The sequence below is a fragment of the Paludisphaera rhizosphaerae genome (assembly GCF_011065895.1).
GTDB classification, from domain to species: domain Bacteria; phylum Planctomycetota; class Planctomycetia; order Isosphaerales; family Isosphaeraceae; genus Paludisphaera; species Paludisphaera rhizosphaerae.
In genome coordinates, this window is the sequence record NZ_JAALCR010000011.1 from 59,228 (window position 1) to 73,014 (window position 13,787).

The window sequence follows — 13,787 nt, forward strand, 5'->3', positions numbered from 1 at the left end:
TCCTCTCGTCGCGTGGTCCGTTCAATCCTTCGGCCGCATCTCGGGCGGCACGAGCCCAGGGCTCCGATACTGATAACGATCGCCGAGCTGCATGCGCGTCATCGAAACGATCTCCTGCGCGTGGCCCGTGAGATGCGTGAGCGCCTGGAACAGGATCGCCAGCACTGGGACCTCGATCTCACCCACGCTCCGATTCGTCCGACGCGTCTCGACGAGAGCCGTCGGCGACAGGCCGTCGAGGACGTCTTCAGCCCCAGCTACGGCCTCGTCGAAGCGCTGGAGCAATTCGGCCTTGGGCAATTCCCGACGCTCCGTGAACTCGCCGAAGCGGTCACGCACGTCGGGCTCGCCGCCGACGTCCGACCGGAACCGCTGGCGAAGGTTGCCCGCCAGGTGGAGCAGCAGGTTGCCGATGCTGTTCATCCCCTCGCGAGGCCGCCACCAGAGCTGCTGCTCGTCAAGCTGGCCGACGCAATGCCGGATCAGGCCGACGCTCTCGTCGAGTCTCGTGCGGGCCTCGATCAGAAAGGCCCTGGCGACGGCGTCTTCTCCCTGGATCGGGCTCATGCTGGGAATCCCTCGATGGACCTCATGCGGAGGCGGATGAGCAGGTCGTCGAGCGCCGGACGGGCGTCGGTCCGCTCGGGGAGACTGCTGGATCGGCCGGCGGCCTCCAGGGCGGCCCGGAGGCGTTCATACTCGCCGCGGTGGAAAGCGACGTCGGCGTCCTCGAGCGTCTCCTTTTCGCGGCCGCCGACCTTGCGGGCGATCAGGTCGTCGACATGCGAAAGCCGCGCCTCCTCGTTCAGCCGGACGAGGTTCGCCTCGACCTCGCCCGTACGCATCAGATGGATGCCGGTCAGCAGCACGCGATAGCAATACAAGAGCGGCTTGATGCGCCGGGGTTGCTCCTTCTCGAAGAGCCGCCATTGGGTCTCGGCGAAGCCCAGGTAATGATAGCCGTGGAAGCAAGTGACGCAGCGGCCGGCGATCGCCTTCAACTCCTCGTGCTCGGGAGTGGTGACGACGATCAGCGGCGAATGCACCTGCTCCAGCACGTAGCCGTTCTTCTTCAGCATGAGGTTGAAGAATTTGAGGGCGTCGTGCGTGACCAGGTCGAGTTCGAAGCCGTCGGTGTCCTTGCGATCGACCTGGACGGTCCACGGGCCGGGATCCAATCCGAGGACGCGATCCGCCGGCAAGACGTGACAGCCGCGCAGGTCGAAGTCGGAATCTGGCGAGGCGAAGCCGTAGAGGTGCGCTCCGCTGATCGTGGCGAAGATCAGCGGGAACGGATGTTCGGCGGCGGCGGTTGCAAGGCGTCGATCGGCGTCCATTACAGCAGGTCCTTCACGCGATCCAGCTCCGCCTGGACGGCGCGGAGGGCGACGACGACGCGGTCGGGCTCGACGACGCAGGCGTCGAGGCTGCCGTAGTGTTCCTCCAGGCATCGCATCAGCAGGTCCTTAATCCTCGGCTCGTCGGGGCCGGCCGGCAGCTTGCTCTCGGCGCAGGCGCGTTCGAGTTGCTTCTCCTTGTCGTCGAACCAGGATCGCAGGCGTTCCTCGGTCCATTCGCCGCGACGGATGGCCTTGAGGCGTTCGTTGTCGCGCTGGAGGTCGACGTCCCCCTCGGTCAGGATCTGCTCGACCTCGCCGACGAGGCGGACGACGTGGTAGGCGAACTTGACGTCGTAGCCGTGCTCGGCGACCAGCGCCGCGCGGCGGCCTTCGGGCTGCTTCGTGGCGATCTTGTGCAGTTGCGAGTAGGCGTACCCCTTGAACTTCGCCCAGGCCCCCTTGTGCAGGAACACGCGGCGGTTCTCGCGGACCATCTCCCCCACCCGCGTCGAGTGCAGCACGCAGTTGACCGGCGTGAACAGGGAGTCGAGGACGTTCGGGTTGTTCTGCATCGCCAGGTCGAAGAAGCGGACAATCCCGAAGATCGTCACGTCATAGGTCCGCCCGCGCCCTCCCAGGGCGTCGCGATCGGCGATGTGGTGCTCCTGGAAGACCTCGAACCGCTTGAACGGCTTGCCGAACCCGGGGATCTCGCCCCGAAGATGCGGGAAGACGTCGTCCTTCGGCGGGATCGCCCAGCCGTAGACGTCGACGTCGCTGGTGTCCGACGACACCCCATACGCGACGCTCCCCATGATCGTCTCATACTGCACGTTCCCCGCCAGCCACCGCGGAGGACGCAGCAACCCCTGATCGGCCAGCCTTTGAACCGTATTCACGCCGATCGCCCTCCCGATGGACCCCCATCGTAACCTCGACGTAATCGGCTCTCCGAAGGTTCGCCTTCCGAGTGTTCCTCCGAAGGGTCGCCTGTCGCCGGTCGAGTCGGGCTCACTCGAAGAGCTTCGGTATACCTCGAGCACCGTGGGTGATGCCGATGCGTATGTTATCGAGTATGTTCCAGCTTCATGCGCGCATGAAAAGACCCGCGACGGTCGGCGCGGCAGGGGGCTCACCCCTTCGCGATCTTGATCCGCCTGGACCAGATCTCTGGAAACTCCTGGAGGTCGTCCAGGTAACGGGCAGCCATTGCGGGGACGGACCGCTGCCCATGCTCCCATTTCTGGAGCGTCTGGACGTTGACGCCCAGGAACTGAGCGAAGATTGATTGGCTCGCGCCGAACTTGGCCCTAACCGCCTTCACGTCGTCCGCCGCGTAGGATCGCGGAGTCAAATCGAGCACGACCGTCCGCACGGTCAGCCGATTCTCCAACGGCTCGCCCGACTGGAGTGCCTCGGCTACCGATTGCAGGCGCGAGGCCAGGCGAGATCCGAAGGACTCCGCCTTCCCCTTGGCTCTAGGCTTGGCCGCAGCCTTGCCCTTGGTTGTGGTATCGCCTTTCTTCACGATCCGCGTACTCCTTATCCAATTCCGCCTTGATTGTCGCCGCGAAACCGGCGATCACATTCCGCTCGGCCTTGGTCAGGTTGTCCTTCTCGCCCTTGGCCAGCGTCATGGCGAGGACCACGACGCCGTATTCAGGAAGGGCGATGTAGAAGACGCGGTAAGAGCCTCTTTTGCCTCGACCCGACCCCGGCGCCGTGAACCGGACCTTGCGGACGCCGTTCGTCCCGGCGATCACGTCACCGGCCGTCGGGTGGGCGGCGATTTCCAACTGGAGGATGTGGAGATCGGCCTCGCTGAGGGCTAGGTCTTCCCCTTCGTCGCGGAACCCAACGGCCTCAATGAAGAGCGGCAGCCGATCCAGGGGGATGAGATGCGAGGCCAGCTTCCTGAAGTGGTGTTCGCTGTACATCGCCCATCCCCGCGGCGTCCTACCCACGGCCGCACTATATCCCATTGGGATAGATTAAGTCGAGAGGGGAGCAGCAGGGTTTGTATCCCGAGGAAACAACTTCCCCAGGACTGCTGGCCAGTCACAGGGAAGGCTCTTCCAGATCTTGCTGGGCGAGTGGCATGCGAGTGCCCGTCGCCATCAGGCCCCCTTGCAACCGTTCCTTCGGCGGCTCCGGACCTTGGCGAGCGTCCCCGTGACGTCGAGGGCGGCGACCTCGCCCCGGTCTGCCTGGTCGATGCCGAGCTGGATTTCCTTGCGGATCTCCTCGCACTTTATCGCTTGAGGCTTGTCCCGCTCCTCAAGCAGGCGCAAGGCTTCGCGAACCACCTCGCTCGCCGAAAGGTAAAGTCCGGACTCAACCTTCCGGTGGACGAGTTGCTCGAGTTCGGGAGTGAGCGACACGTACATGAGAAGCCCCTGGGCGAAATCGAACTCCTAGCCAAGAGATATCAGGAGTCGCAAGGATTGTCAGAGCTTGGCATCGACGTGTTCGCGAGCTAGCGCCATGCGCATCGCCTTCCTTCTACCCGGAAGTTAGGACTGACACCGACGGGCTCTTGCTATTCCTCATCCATGACCTTGAATCCGGCTTCTTCGGATCGTCGCTTCGCCCCTGGCTGTAATCCGAATGTCGAGTTGTACGTCCATTCGGCGCTGTTTGCGACATCCCATCGCTCCAGAATGGTGATCTGGCTGTTCGGGTTTTCCTTCAGGAGACGCGCATAGAGCGGCTCGATCTGCATGAGCTTTCGCAGTCGATGCTGGCTCAGCGTTCTCAGCTTCGGTTGCTGGGAGGCAGAAGCCCTCACAGGCACTTTGATCGCGAACGACCCTTCTTCCTCGAACGCCGGCTTTCGGAAGATGTTGAGAAGCAGCACCGCGGTCCAGCCGAAGATCATGGCGATCTTCCAATCGTCGCTGGCTTGATCTTTGAAGAACCGAGGGATCAGGATGTTGGCGGTGACGACGTCCTCGGTCGCCTGTTTCGACAACAAACACTTCTCGACCGACGGAAGGCATCCAGACCGGATCATCCGTTTGATCTCGTCCACGACGCCTGCTTCGTAGCTGTCCTTGCCGGAAAGAGTCCTGAGGACGCTGAGGCTCGGGACCTTGACCGATTTGCCACAGTCGCAATTGAGTTGAGACCCGGCCTGGGAGGTGGAAATAGGCGTCGTGACGCCGCAGGGACAAGAGTAGCTGTAGCCGTTGCCCGGACCGCTGAACCATTCAGTCAGGGCTTCGTTGGCGGAATCTAACATCGTCATCTCCCTGGCTATCTCAAGCCTTTGCAGTCGCGCCCGAGTATCCCCTTTCTTTGGAGATGTTTCAATTCTTTCGTTGCGCTCCCCCACACTCCGTGATACCACTCTCTTCAGCGGGGGCATAAGAGGGTGGGAGCAAATCCACTCGACGGCCGACGAGGGTGTGGCCACCAGCCGTCTAAGCACGCACTGCGGCCAGGAAGTTTGAATGGACCAGGCAGAACAAACCACGGCCCGACCTGCTCCATCCTTTCAATTTTCGTGCACGCCCGGTTAAGTTATCCGACGAGCGTCTGGATGCCATCATTCTCCCAGAAAACGGAACTGACACCGACGGGTGCCAACACCGACGGGTGCCCACACGGTCTGCCGACCCTTTGCTAGGCAAGAACCACGCGTTACGATGAGCAGGGTCCTGGGCATCCGGACAAATCCCCCTCGGCGGAACGTCGCGCCGCATGCTGTTGACGACCCATACGCCAGGCGAGCCGATGTCAACGAATCCTGATCATCTGAGTCGACGTCAGATCCTCCGCGCCACGGCCTTCGGCCTCGCTGGAGCTTCCCTCGCCCCGATTCCGGTCTTTCCGGCCGAGGATACGTTCCGCGATGACGTGGCGATCAACGAGAGTACGGCCCTGATTTTTCCCGAGCAGGCCCCGCTACGGCCGCAGGGAGACCTGAAAGACGCGCGGGCGGTCTGGTGCCATACGCCCAAAGAGCCTGCTCGGAGCGTCCTGCTCTACTTCCACGGCCACAACGGCTACGTCACCGTGGATGCCAAGGGTCGTTCGCGCGTGCCCGATTGGGCGGCTAGTGACGCCTTGGCGCGGGCGGGTGCTTCGGGGAAGGACGCGGCACCTCTCGTCTACGGGCTGGACACCCTCAGTCCGAGGCTCAAGAACGAACCGATGGTGCTGGCCCCCGAGGTCAGCACGCTCGCGACGGGGTCCTTCTGGGCGAAGGAGCCTTCGGGTCAGTACGACGACCCCGCGAGGCTGAAGTTGCTCGTCGAGGACTGCCGTCGTCATTTGGCCCGCCTCCCGAGGCCGGATGGCAGCCATTTCCTCCCTCCCGATTTTGAGAAAGAAGCGATCGAACGGGTCTACCTCTGCGGCCACTCCGGCGCGGGCATTCCGCTGGAAGAAGCGGCCGGATCGGCCATGATCCTGCCGGGAGGCGGCGTACCGACCGACCTGTGGCTCTTCGATTGCACCTATTGGTCCAAGGTCGAGAGGTTCGTCAAATTTTGCGAGCGATGGCACGCCGTCGACCGCCTTGCCGGTGGACGTCCAGACGCCTCGCGCTTCGTTTGCGTGTACCGCCCGAAGACTCAAACCGAAGAAGTCGCCGACGAGTTGAGGACCGCCATCGCCAAGAGCCTGGGCGTTGACGCTGGGACGCTCGTGATGAACCACTCAGACGAGGATCACGCAGCCGCGATACAGCCGGCCTTCAAGAAGTCGGGGGTCGTGTTCGTGCGAACGAAGCTCTCTCACGATGAGATCCCGAAGTTCTTCATCCCGGGCCTGATCGAGACCGCAGGCTCGTGATCGTCACCTCGATTCGCGATTTCGCATGAGATGCGGATACTCGTCCGGAAAGTTGTGCGCCGAGACGCTGCAAGGCGTGTGAGGCGATCACGGTTTGACCACCCAATGGCCTGACTTTGGATCTCTCTCCCAACGGCCCGACTTCCCATTCTTCTCCCTGAAGGTCCCATCGGCATAATAGGCCCGATAGTTGGTCTGACCGGAACGCGTCGGGAACTCCTGATAGGAGATCGGGACGTTCTTTCGTGCCCAGGAGACGACCCCCAGCAGAATCGAGATCACACCGATCCAGAGCATCGCCCCCCGCATCGAGATGCGTAGTTTGGGGAGTCGCATGTTACATACTTGCCTCGCGCTGATATTAGACCGGGGATTGCTTCGGTTGAGGATGGCTCAGGGTCATTCGTCGCCGACTCACGATACTTGCCCATCGATTCCGAAACCTCATTTTGGTGCGTGGCCCGCTGAGTGTCGCCCCGGTTTGGACCTTGGACTCCACGAACCTTCCAAGCTCGGGGGGTCAGCGAAAAGTTCAGAGCGTGGCTCCTGACACTGGTTCGCAAGCTCCTCAGCGTCGCACCAATGGCAAAAGTGGCACTTTTTAGATATTGAGCGCCAGAAAGCCCGTCACGACTCGCCCGGCTCCTTCGTTGCTGCGGCTCTCCCCTCCGTCCTCACCGCTTCCACTCTCACATTCGTCGAATCCGACAGGCCGACCTGGCTTCGGAGAGCTTCTCCTCGATCGGAATTGTGGTCTTGAGACCCCAATAATACAGAGGGAGGTTGCCCCCTGGAGCGATCGGCGAGGCTGTGTCAACGCCGTCGATCGCGAGACAGGAAGCTGCCGAAGGTGATCCCATCTGAGGAAAGACGAGACGATCAAATCAGGCTAAATCAGCCGAACGAAGCCAGCCGCTCAGTCAAACGCAAAACTCATGAACACAAGCATTTGCATCGCACCCACAACGTTCACACTCGCGACGAACGAACCCGTCTCGAACACAATCGCGTCGATACGCGGTCGATTGGCGACGGGCGGCGGCCGGTCCTTGGATGATTCGGTCGGAGCGGCGGCAGCGTTATGGGGAGCATGCGAAACCGCGCGATCGAAGCCAAGGCTGATTCAGACACAAACACCATAATCGCAGACGACTTACGACATCCTGTCGGCACACGAACGAAGCCGAATCGAAGCCGATGACTCTGGGCACTCGCGAACCGGGCGGCGAGGGAATAGAGTGGGGCGAGTGCGAGGGTCGACAATTCGCAGCGGGAACCGTCGAGAGGGTCACCACATGGATCGTCGCAGGTTTCTCAAGTCGGGTGCGATGGGGATGGCGTTGTCGCCGGCGTTCCGCGCCATGGCCGAGCAGGCGGCCGATCAGCCGGTGAAGCGGGTGGGGGTCATCGGGCCGGGCTGGTACGGCAAGATCGACGTGCTGCGGCTGATCCAGGTGGCCCCCGTCGAGGTCGTTTCACTGGCCGACGTCGACCGGAACATGGTCAACGGCGCGGCTGACATCATCGCGTCGCGCCAGGCCTCCAAGAAGCGGCCCCGGACCTACGGCGACTACCGCGAGATGCTCAAGGAGAAGGACCTGGACATCGTCCTGGTCGCCACCCCCGACCACTGGCATGCCCTGCCGATGATCGCCGCCGTCGAGGCCGGGGCCGACGTCTACGTCCAGAAGCCCATCAGCCACGACATCGCCGAAGGGACCGCGATGCTCCGCGCCGCGAGGGCCCACAACCGGGTCGTCCAGGTCGGCACCCAGCGCCGGAGCACGCCGCACCTGATCGAGGCTCGGAACGATATCGTGAAGGCGGGGAAGCTCGGCAAGGTCGGGTTCGCCGAGACCTACTGCTATTACGGGTCGAAGGGGAATACCCCGCCGAACTCCGACCCGCCGGACTACCTCGATTGGGACATGTTCGTCGGGCCGGCGCCGATGCGGCCTTTCAACTCCAGCATCCACCCCCGCGGCTGGCGAGGATATCAGGAGTTCAGCAACGGCACCCTCGGCGATATGTGCATCCACATGCTCGACTCCGTGCGCTGGATGCTCGACCTGGGTGCGCCCAAGACGGTCTCCTCGGCCGGAGGGATCGTGATGAATCAGCGCGGGGCCCGAGACACGACCGATACTCAGGTCGCCACCTTCGCGTTCGACGACCTCGACGTCGTCTGGCAGCACCGCACCTGGGGCTCAGCGCCCGACCCAAAGTATCCCTGGGGCGCGACGCTCTACGGCGACAAGGGGACGCTCAAGTTCAGCGTCTGGGGGTACGACTTCATCCCCACCAATGGCCCGGCGGTCCATCGCGACGTCACCATGGAGCTGGACAAGTACCCCGAAGACCAGACCGAGAAGGACATCGAGAAACACGTCGCCCCGGCCGTCCGCTACCACATGCTCGACTTCCTCGCCGCCATCGCCAACCGAGGCAAGCCGGTGGCCGACATCGAGCAGGGATACATCTCAACGACCGCCTGCATCCTGGCCAATATGTCGCAGCGACTCGGCCGATCGCTGGCCTGGGACGCCCAGAACCACAAGATCGTCGGCGACGACGAGGCCAACGCCCAGATCAAGAAGGCCTACCGCAGCCCCTGGGTTCATCCGGCCTCGGTCTGATCCACCCTCGGTTTCCCACATCCGCCTCATCCCCTGGAAGGACTCGACGATGAACACCCCGTCCCAACCGGAAACGACTCGACGCGGCCTCATCCGCGCGGCCTCGGCGACGGTCGCCGCCGGCGCAGCGCTCGGCGCACTCCCGACCGCCAGGGCCGACTCCTCCCGCAAGTCGGCCGCTGAAGGCCGGCTCAAGCAGTCCGTCTGCCGCTGGTGCTACAACAAGATCCCCCTCGACGAGCTGTGCTCCGCCGCCAAGCGGATGGGCCTCGTCGGGATCGACCTTCTCGGCCCCAACGACTTCGAGACCGTCAAGAAGCACGGCCTGGTCTGCACCATGGTCAGCTCGCACCCGCTGCAAGACGGCCTGGCCGACCCCAAATTCCACGACAAATGCCTTCAGATGATGAACGCCGCCATCGAGGCGACGGCGAAGGAAGGCTGGAAGAACGTCATCTGCTTCTCCGGCAACCGCCGGGGGATCGACGACAAGGTCGGCATGGACAACTGCGTCAAGGCGCTCAAGGAGATCACGCCGGTGGCCGAGAAGGCCGGCATCGTCCTCAACATGGAGCTGCTCAACAGCAAGGTCAACCACGCCGACTACATGTGCGACAACACCAAGTGGGGCGTCGAGTTGGTCAAGCGCGTGGGCTCGAACAACTTCAAGCTGCTGTACGACATCTATCACATGCAGATCATGGAAGGCGACGTCATCCGAACCATCGAGAAGGATCACGCCGCCTTCGGCCACTACCACACCGGCGGCAACCCCGGCCGCCACGAGATCGACGAGACCCAGGAGCTAAACTACAAGGCGATCGCCAAGGCCATCGCCGACGTCAAAGACGACGTCTTCTTCGCCCACGAGTTCATCCCGGTCCGCGATCCCCTCACGAGCCTCGCCGAGGCCGTCGAACTCTGCATTGTTTAAGGACACGCCGCCTTCTTTGGCGCGCAAAAAAAGCAGGCGGCGGGAGTTCATCCCGCCGCCTGCTCACCCTCGCCAGGCATCAGGTCGTCGTCGATCGGAATAGCAGGTCGTCTCGAGAGAGCGATCGATGCAGCCGTGGGAGTAAATCCGAAAGCCCGTCTACCGCATGGTTTCCGTCTCGCCTCACCCTCGAAGAGAGGCTTCGACCGCAGAACCGCTGACGTCAGAGCGCCGATGCATCCAGAGATCAATCGGCTCACTCACCCTCCGTCTATCTAAACGATAGACCGCAAAGTTCGTGACGTCAACTTAGTCTTGACGGCGAAAATCGACTTCTTGCAGCGGCACCTGGAGGAGTCGGCGTCGACGCAATCGCACAACCGCTGCAATCCTTAAGTTCCTCCCGATCGTTGCCGAAACCAGATAACACCTCTAACGCCGTGCGGACGTCGTCCGACGCCCGGCGCGCGGTGGGGCAGGCTGATCGACGAGGACGTATCCCTTGAACTGGATCCGACGCATAAGACCATATCTGCCGGCCCTGGGCCTGTGGTTCGCGGCGGGCCTCGTCGATCCCCTGGCCCGCGCCGAGGACCCCGCAGCCGCGTCCCCCCCATCAACGGCCTCCGCAGATGCGGAATCCGCTAAGGTCCACGGGACGATCACCGTCGACTTCGACAAGGTCACCATCTCCGAGTTGCTCAAGCTCGTGAGCGTCGTGGAGAAGGTGGACGGCGTCATCCACATCGTCTCTTCCCATCCTCGTGAAGGGGAGGAGGCCATCGTGGTCAGCAGCGCCCAGGGCGCGGTGGCGCTCGCTCGCACCTCCTCGCCGTCGTCGCCGAAGTTGGTCATCGGCTCAGTGAAGCAGGCGGCCCCCGCCCCCTCCCACGTTCACCAGCGACCCGTGAGTCCGGCGGCCTCAGGGCCTGAGTTCCCCCGCATCGCCGCTCTTGCTCGCTTGCTGGGAATGGAAAAGAACCCCGAACCAGCTCTGCAGCCCAGGGTCATGGCGGCGACGACCGCCGGCACGATTCCCGCGTCCAGAGTGATCCCGCTCGAAGTCGAGCCCGCCCCATCGGCCCCTGTTGTGGAGTCCTCACCGGCTCCTTCAACGCCGCAAGGGTCTGCGACGGCTCTGGAGGCGGGGTCGCGTATTGGCTCACTGGCGGGCGGCGAGCCGATCATCGTCGGGAAGTTCCACTCTCCCTGGCCGGCTTCAGAGAACCTGCAGGGTTCGACCAACCGCACCGCCTCGGTTCGAGACGCCGAAGTCTCCCAGGCGAGCCATAGCAGCCATCGGGCCGCCGTCTCCGTAAGCCCTCAAAAGTACACCTCGATGAGAGGCGACACGTTCGAGAGCCTCTCCCAAAAGTTCTACGGGGATGCACGATACGCCTCCGCCCTCTGGTGGGCCAACCGAGGTCAGGTCACATGGCCCGACGCCCTGACCGCTGGTAAGACGATCAAGATCCCCGGTCTCGGCCAGCTTGAACCCAAGGCGGTCATGGCCCAGGCCCACGCGAAGAACAACGCTCTCCCTCCACTCGAATCGATCGGCCCCCGTCGTGACCCCGAAACGGTTCGGACGTCCTTCGAGAAAGCCTCTACCGACCCCGCCAGTCCATCGACGACGAACGCCGGCGGATTCGCAGTCTACGTCGTGCGGCCCGAGGACACTCTCCGGATCATCGCCCGCGAGAAATGCGGCGACGAACGGAAGGCCCTGGAAATCATCGCGCTGAACCGCGACGCCCTCAGCGTCGAAGGGCGGCCTCGAGTGGGCCAATGCCTCATCCTCCCGGCCCCAGCGACGGCTTCGCCCACTCACTGAGACGTCTGTCGTTTCCTTACAACGCGATGGGCCTTGCCTCGGCGTCCCGAGGCAAGGCCCATCGCGTTTCGAAGTCGCTCAAACCCAGCCGAAGGTTCAGCGGGCGTTGAGCGTCCAGTAAGGCCCCGGGCCGAAGGCGATGCCGAAATGGGTCGCCGAGGGAGAAAGCATGTTTTGGCGATGCCCCGGCGAGTTCATCCAGCCCTGGGCGGCCGAATTCGCGTCGCCGTAGTTGTAAGCGCAGTTCTGGATGCCCGCCGGATTGACGTGATGACCCAGCCCGCGACGGCACTGCTCAGCGTTGTTCTGCTGAGCCCAGGAGGAGAGGTTCGGATCGTAGACGAGCGGGTGCAGACCGACAGACGCCCGGATCTGGTTCAGGATCGGGGTGAAACCGTAAGGGTCGCTCCCCATCGCGTACGCATCGTAGACGGGAGCAGCCTCCGGTTCGGCGGCGACGGCCGGAGCGGCCTCCGCGGGGAGTTCCTGCTCGACGGCTTCCGTCGCCGCGGGCTGAGCCTGGCTATAGGTGTAGTCGTACGCCGGAGCGGCCGGAGCGGTGTGAACGTGCTGGTGGGTGTGGGCAGGTTCGCGGAACCGGCTCACCAGTCGGGCGATCGGCCCGTCGGAGTCCTGGGCGGAAGCGGTCGAGGAAACGGCGGCGAAGAGGAGCGCAAGGATCCAAGGGGAGCGGATGTTCGACATGGAGTCCTGCCTTTCTCGATGATGAAGACTCGTATAGGCGCACCGGGGACGCTCCGAACCCCACGACCGCCCCACAAGAGGGACGGACCAGAAGGACCGGGTCGGCGAGGACGAAGCGGCCGGAAATCAATCAGAGCCGGAGGAAATCACTGCGGGGTGAGACTGTCGGCTGGCTGCGGACGCCATCGGAGGACGTCGGCAGCCGTTCGGCGAAGACGCTCCCCCTTAGAGCAACCGGCGTGCCGAAGCCAAATCGGAAAGAAATAGGCCCAAACGGGTTACGACTGAAACGACTATAACGGTCATGCCGCCGGAATCAGCGCCGGCCGGGAATTCGAGGGCGAAATCTTACAAAGCAAGTGAAATCTCATCCCAAAGTATGGCTCTGACGTGCGAAGTACGAGGAGGCGGACCGGCGTTGGGTGTCGGCCGGCCTGTTTCGACGGACGATCGACTGGGACAATAAACCCTGGGGCCCGTCGAATCACTTGTGTAAGGCGGTCGAGACGCAAAGCGACGACCGCCGATCGGTCCTCACGACCTCAAGTCAAGTCGGACGCGGACGACACCTCGGCCTTCGGATTCAGGAGACTCAGCATGGCCTGCTCATTGATCAAGAAATCGCTCGTCGGCGCGGCGCTCGGCGCCGGTACGCTCTTCATGGTGTTCGGCACGCACGCTCCCAGCTACTTGAAGACCGGCATCAGGAAGATCCGCCACGACGCCCGCGACATGGTGCCGCTGCCGTTCGACATCGAACGAGCCCGCCAGCAGATCGCCGATCTGGAGCCCGCCATCCGCGAGAACATCGAGCGGCTGGCCCGCGCCGAGGTGGACGTCGAGCACCTCGACAAGGAAATCGTCAAGATTCGCACCAACATGGACGTGGAGAAGACGGCGATCGTCTCCCTGCGTGAGAGCCTCAAGACGGGCGAATACCGCCTGGCCGGCCACAGCCGGGTCGCCTACACCGAGGATGAGGTCAAGAACGACCTGGCCCGGCGTTGGGACACCTTCAACACCAGCAAGAGCATCCTCGAAGCCAAGGAATCGACCTACAAGGCCAAGCAAGGCGAAATCGTGGCCTTCCGCCAGCAGCTCACCGGCATGATGGCGCAGAAGAAGGCGTTGACGACCAAGCTCGACGAAATCGAGGCGAAGCTCCATCAGATCGAGGCCACCCAGGCCACCAACGACGTCCAGCTCGACGGCAGCGCCCTGGCCCGCGCCAAGGAGACGGTGAGCGACCTGGAGAAGCGGCTTGAGGTGATGGCCCGCACCGCCGAGATGGAAGGCCGATACGCCGAAATCGGCGTCCCGGTCGAGATCGCCCCGACCCGCGACGTGGTCGAGGAGATCGACGCCGAGTTCAGCCCGACGTCGGCGCCGTCCCATGAGGTCAAGCCCAGCGGTAAGAGCCTCTGATTCGACGCCCGCGAGGAGGAGGACCCCCGAGGCCGTCCGGACGCCCGACTCGTGGCGGACGGCCGGCCTCGTCCGGTTCCCTTCTGGGTCCCGACGAGGCGGCTTTCGACGGTTGA

Annotated in this window: 14 protein-coding genes; 5 read left to right on the forward strand and 9 right to left on the reverse strand. The window is 63.4% G+C overall.

Annotated features, from left to right (window positions below; genetic code table 11):
• Window positions 1–21: 21 nt before the first annotated feature.
• The 7 genes from G5C50_RS15805 to G5C50_RS15835 all read right to left on the reverse strand — a co-directional run bounded on the left by G5C50_RS15805 (window position 22) and on the right by G5C50_RS15835 (window position 4,674).
• Window positions 22–567 (reverse strand): DUF1572 family protein, encoded by a 546-nt coding sequence (locus G5C50_RS15805; protein ID WP_165070953.1) that lies wholly within the window; start codon window positions 565–567, stop codon window positions 22–24.
• Window positions 564–1,337 carry a nucleotidyltransferase domain-containing protein gene (locus tag G5C50_RS15810; RefSeq protein ID WP_165070955.1) on the reverse strand — a complete coding sequence of 258 codons (774 nt, stop codon included), beginning with the start codon at window positions 1,335–1,337 and terminating at the stop codon, window positions 564–566. The genes G5C50_RS15805 and G5C50_RS15810 overlap by 4 nt, the downstream gene beginning before the upstream one ends.
• Window positions 1,337–2,239 carry a nucleotidyltransferase domain-containing protein gene (locus G5C50_RS15815; protein WP_165070957.1) on the reverse strand — a complete coding sequence of 301 codons (903 nt, stop codon included), beginning with the start codon at window positions 2,237–2,239 and terminating at the stop codon, window positions 1,337–1,339. The genes G5C50_RS15810 and G5C50_RS15815 overlap by 1 nt, the downstream gene beginning before the upstream one ends.
• Window positions 2,240–2,472: 233 nt before the next feature.
• Window positions 2,473–2,868, reverse strand: coding sequence for a helix-turn-helix domain-containing protein (locus G5C50_RS15820; RefSeq protein WP_165070958.1), 396 nt, complete (start codon window positions 2,866–2,868; stop codon window positions 2,473–2,475).
• Window positions 2,819–3,304 carry a hypothetical protein gene (locus G5C50_RS15825; protein WP_165070960.1) on the reverse strand — a complete coding sequence of 162 codons (486 nt, stop codon included), beginning with the start codon at window positions 3,302–3,304 and terminating at the stop codon, window positions 2,819–2,821. Before G5C50_RS15825 ends, G5C50_RS15820 begins: the two co-directional genes overlap by 50 nt.
• Before the next feature lie 153 nt (window positions 3,305–3,457).
• Window positions 3,458–3,727 carry a type II toxin-antitoxin system ParD family antitoxin gene (locus tag G5C50_RS15830; protein ID WP_165070962.1) on the reverse strand — a complete coding sequence of 90 codons (270 nt, stop codon included), beginning with the start codon at window positions 3,725–3,727 and terminating at the stop codon, window positions 3,458–3,460.
• Between the two features lie 152 nt (window positions 3,728–3,879).
• A complete protein-coding gene (locus tag G5C50_RS15835; protein WP_165070963.1) occupies window positions 3,880–4,674 on the reverse strand; it encodes a hypothetical protein in 795 nt (264 codons plus the stop codon).
• A gap of 401 nt (window positions 4,675–5,075) precedes the next feature.
• Here G5C50_RS15835 and G5C50_RS15840 point away from each other — a divergent pair, with 401 nt between their 5' ends.
• Window positions 5,076–6,137, forward strand: a complete 1,062-nt coding sequence (locus tag G5C50_RS15840; RefSeq protein WP_165070965.1) for a hypothetical protein — start codon at window positions 5,076–5,078, stop codon at window positions 6,135–6,137.
• Window positions 6,138–6,224: 87 nt separating this feature from the next.
• Here G5C50_RS15840 and G5C50_RS15845 read toward each other — a convergent pair whose 3' ends face one another.
• Complete coding sequence (locus tag G5C50_RS15845; RefSeq protein ID WP_165070966.1) at window positions 6,225–6,473, reverse strand: hypothetical protein; 249 nt, start codon at window positions 6,471–6,473, stop codon at window positions 6,225–6,227.
• Between the two features lie 959 nt (window positions 6,474–7,432).
• Here G5C50_RS15845 and G5C50_RS15850 point away from each other — a divergent pair.
• From G5C50_RS15850 to G5C50_RS15860, 3 genes are all read left to right on the forward strand, one after another.
• Window positions 7,433–8,773: a Gfo/Idh/MocA family protein gene (locus G5C50_RS15850; protein WP_165070967.1), complete on the forward strand. Its 1,341-nt coding sequence runs from the start codon at window positions 7,433–7,435 to the stop codon at window positions 8,771–8,773.
• Window positions 8,774–8,822: 49 nt separating this feature from the next.
• Complete coding sequence (locus G5C50_RS15855; protein ID WP_165070968.1) at window positions 8,823–9,707, forward strand: hydroxypyruvate isomerase family protein; 885 nt, start codon at window positions 8,823–8,825, stop codon at window positions 9,705–9,707.
• Between the two features lie 502 nt (window positions 9,708–10,209).
• Window positions 10,210–11,541, forward strand: a complete 1,332-nt coding sequence (locus tag G5C50_RS15860; RefSeq protein ID WP_165070970.1) for a LysM peptidoglycan-binding domain-containing protein — start codon at window positions 10,210–10,212, stop codon at window positions 11,539–11,541.
• Window positions 11,542–11,637: 96 nt separating this feature from the next.
• On the opposite strand, the gene G5C50_RS15865 is transcribed toward G5C50_RS15860, so the two are convergent.
• Complete coding sequence (locus tag G5C50_RS15865; protein WP_165070971.1) at window positions 11,638–12,246, reverse strand: CAP domain-containing protein; 609 nt, start codon at window positions 12,244–12,246, stop codon at window positions 11,638–11,640.
• A 597-nt stretch (window positions 12,247–12,843) separates the two neighbouring features.
• Here G5C50_RS15865 and G5C50_RS15870 point away from each other — a divergent pair.
• Window positions 12,844–13,671, forward strand: coding sequence for a hypothetical protein (locus G5C50_RS15870; RefSeq protein ID WP_165070972.1), 828 nt, complete (start codon window positions 12,844–12,846; stop codon window positions 13,669–13,671).
• Window positions 13,672–13,787: the final 116 nt, after the last annotated feature.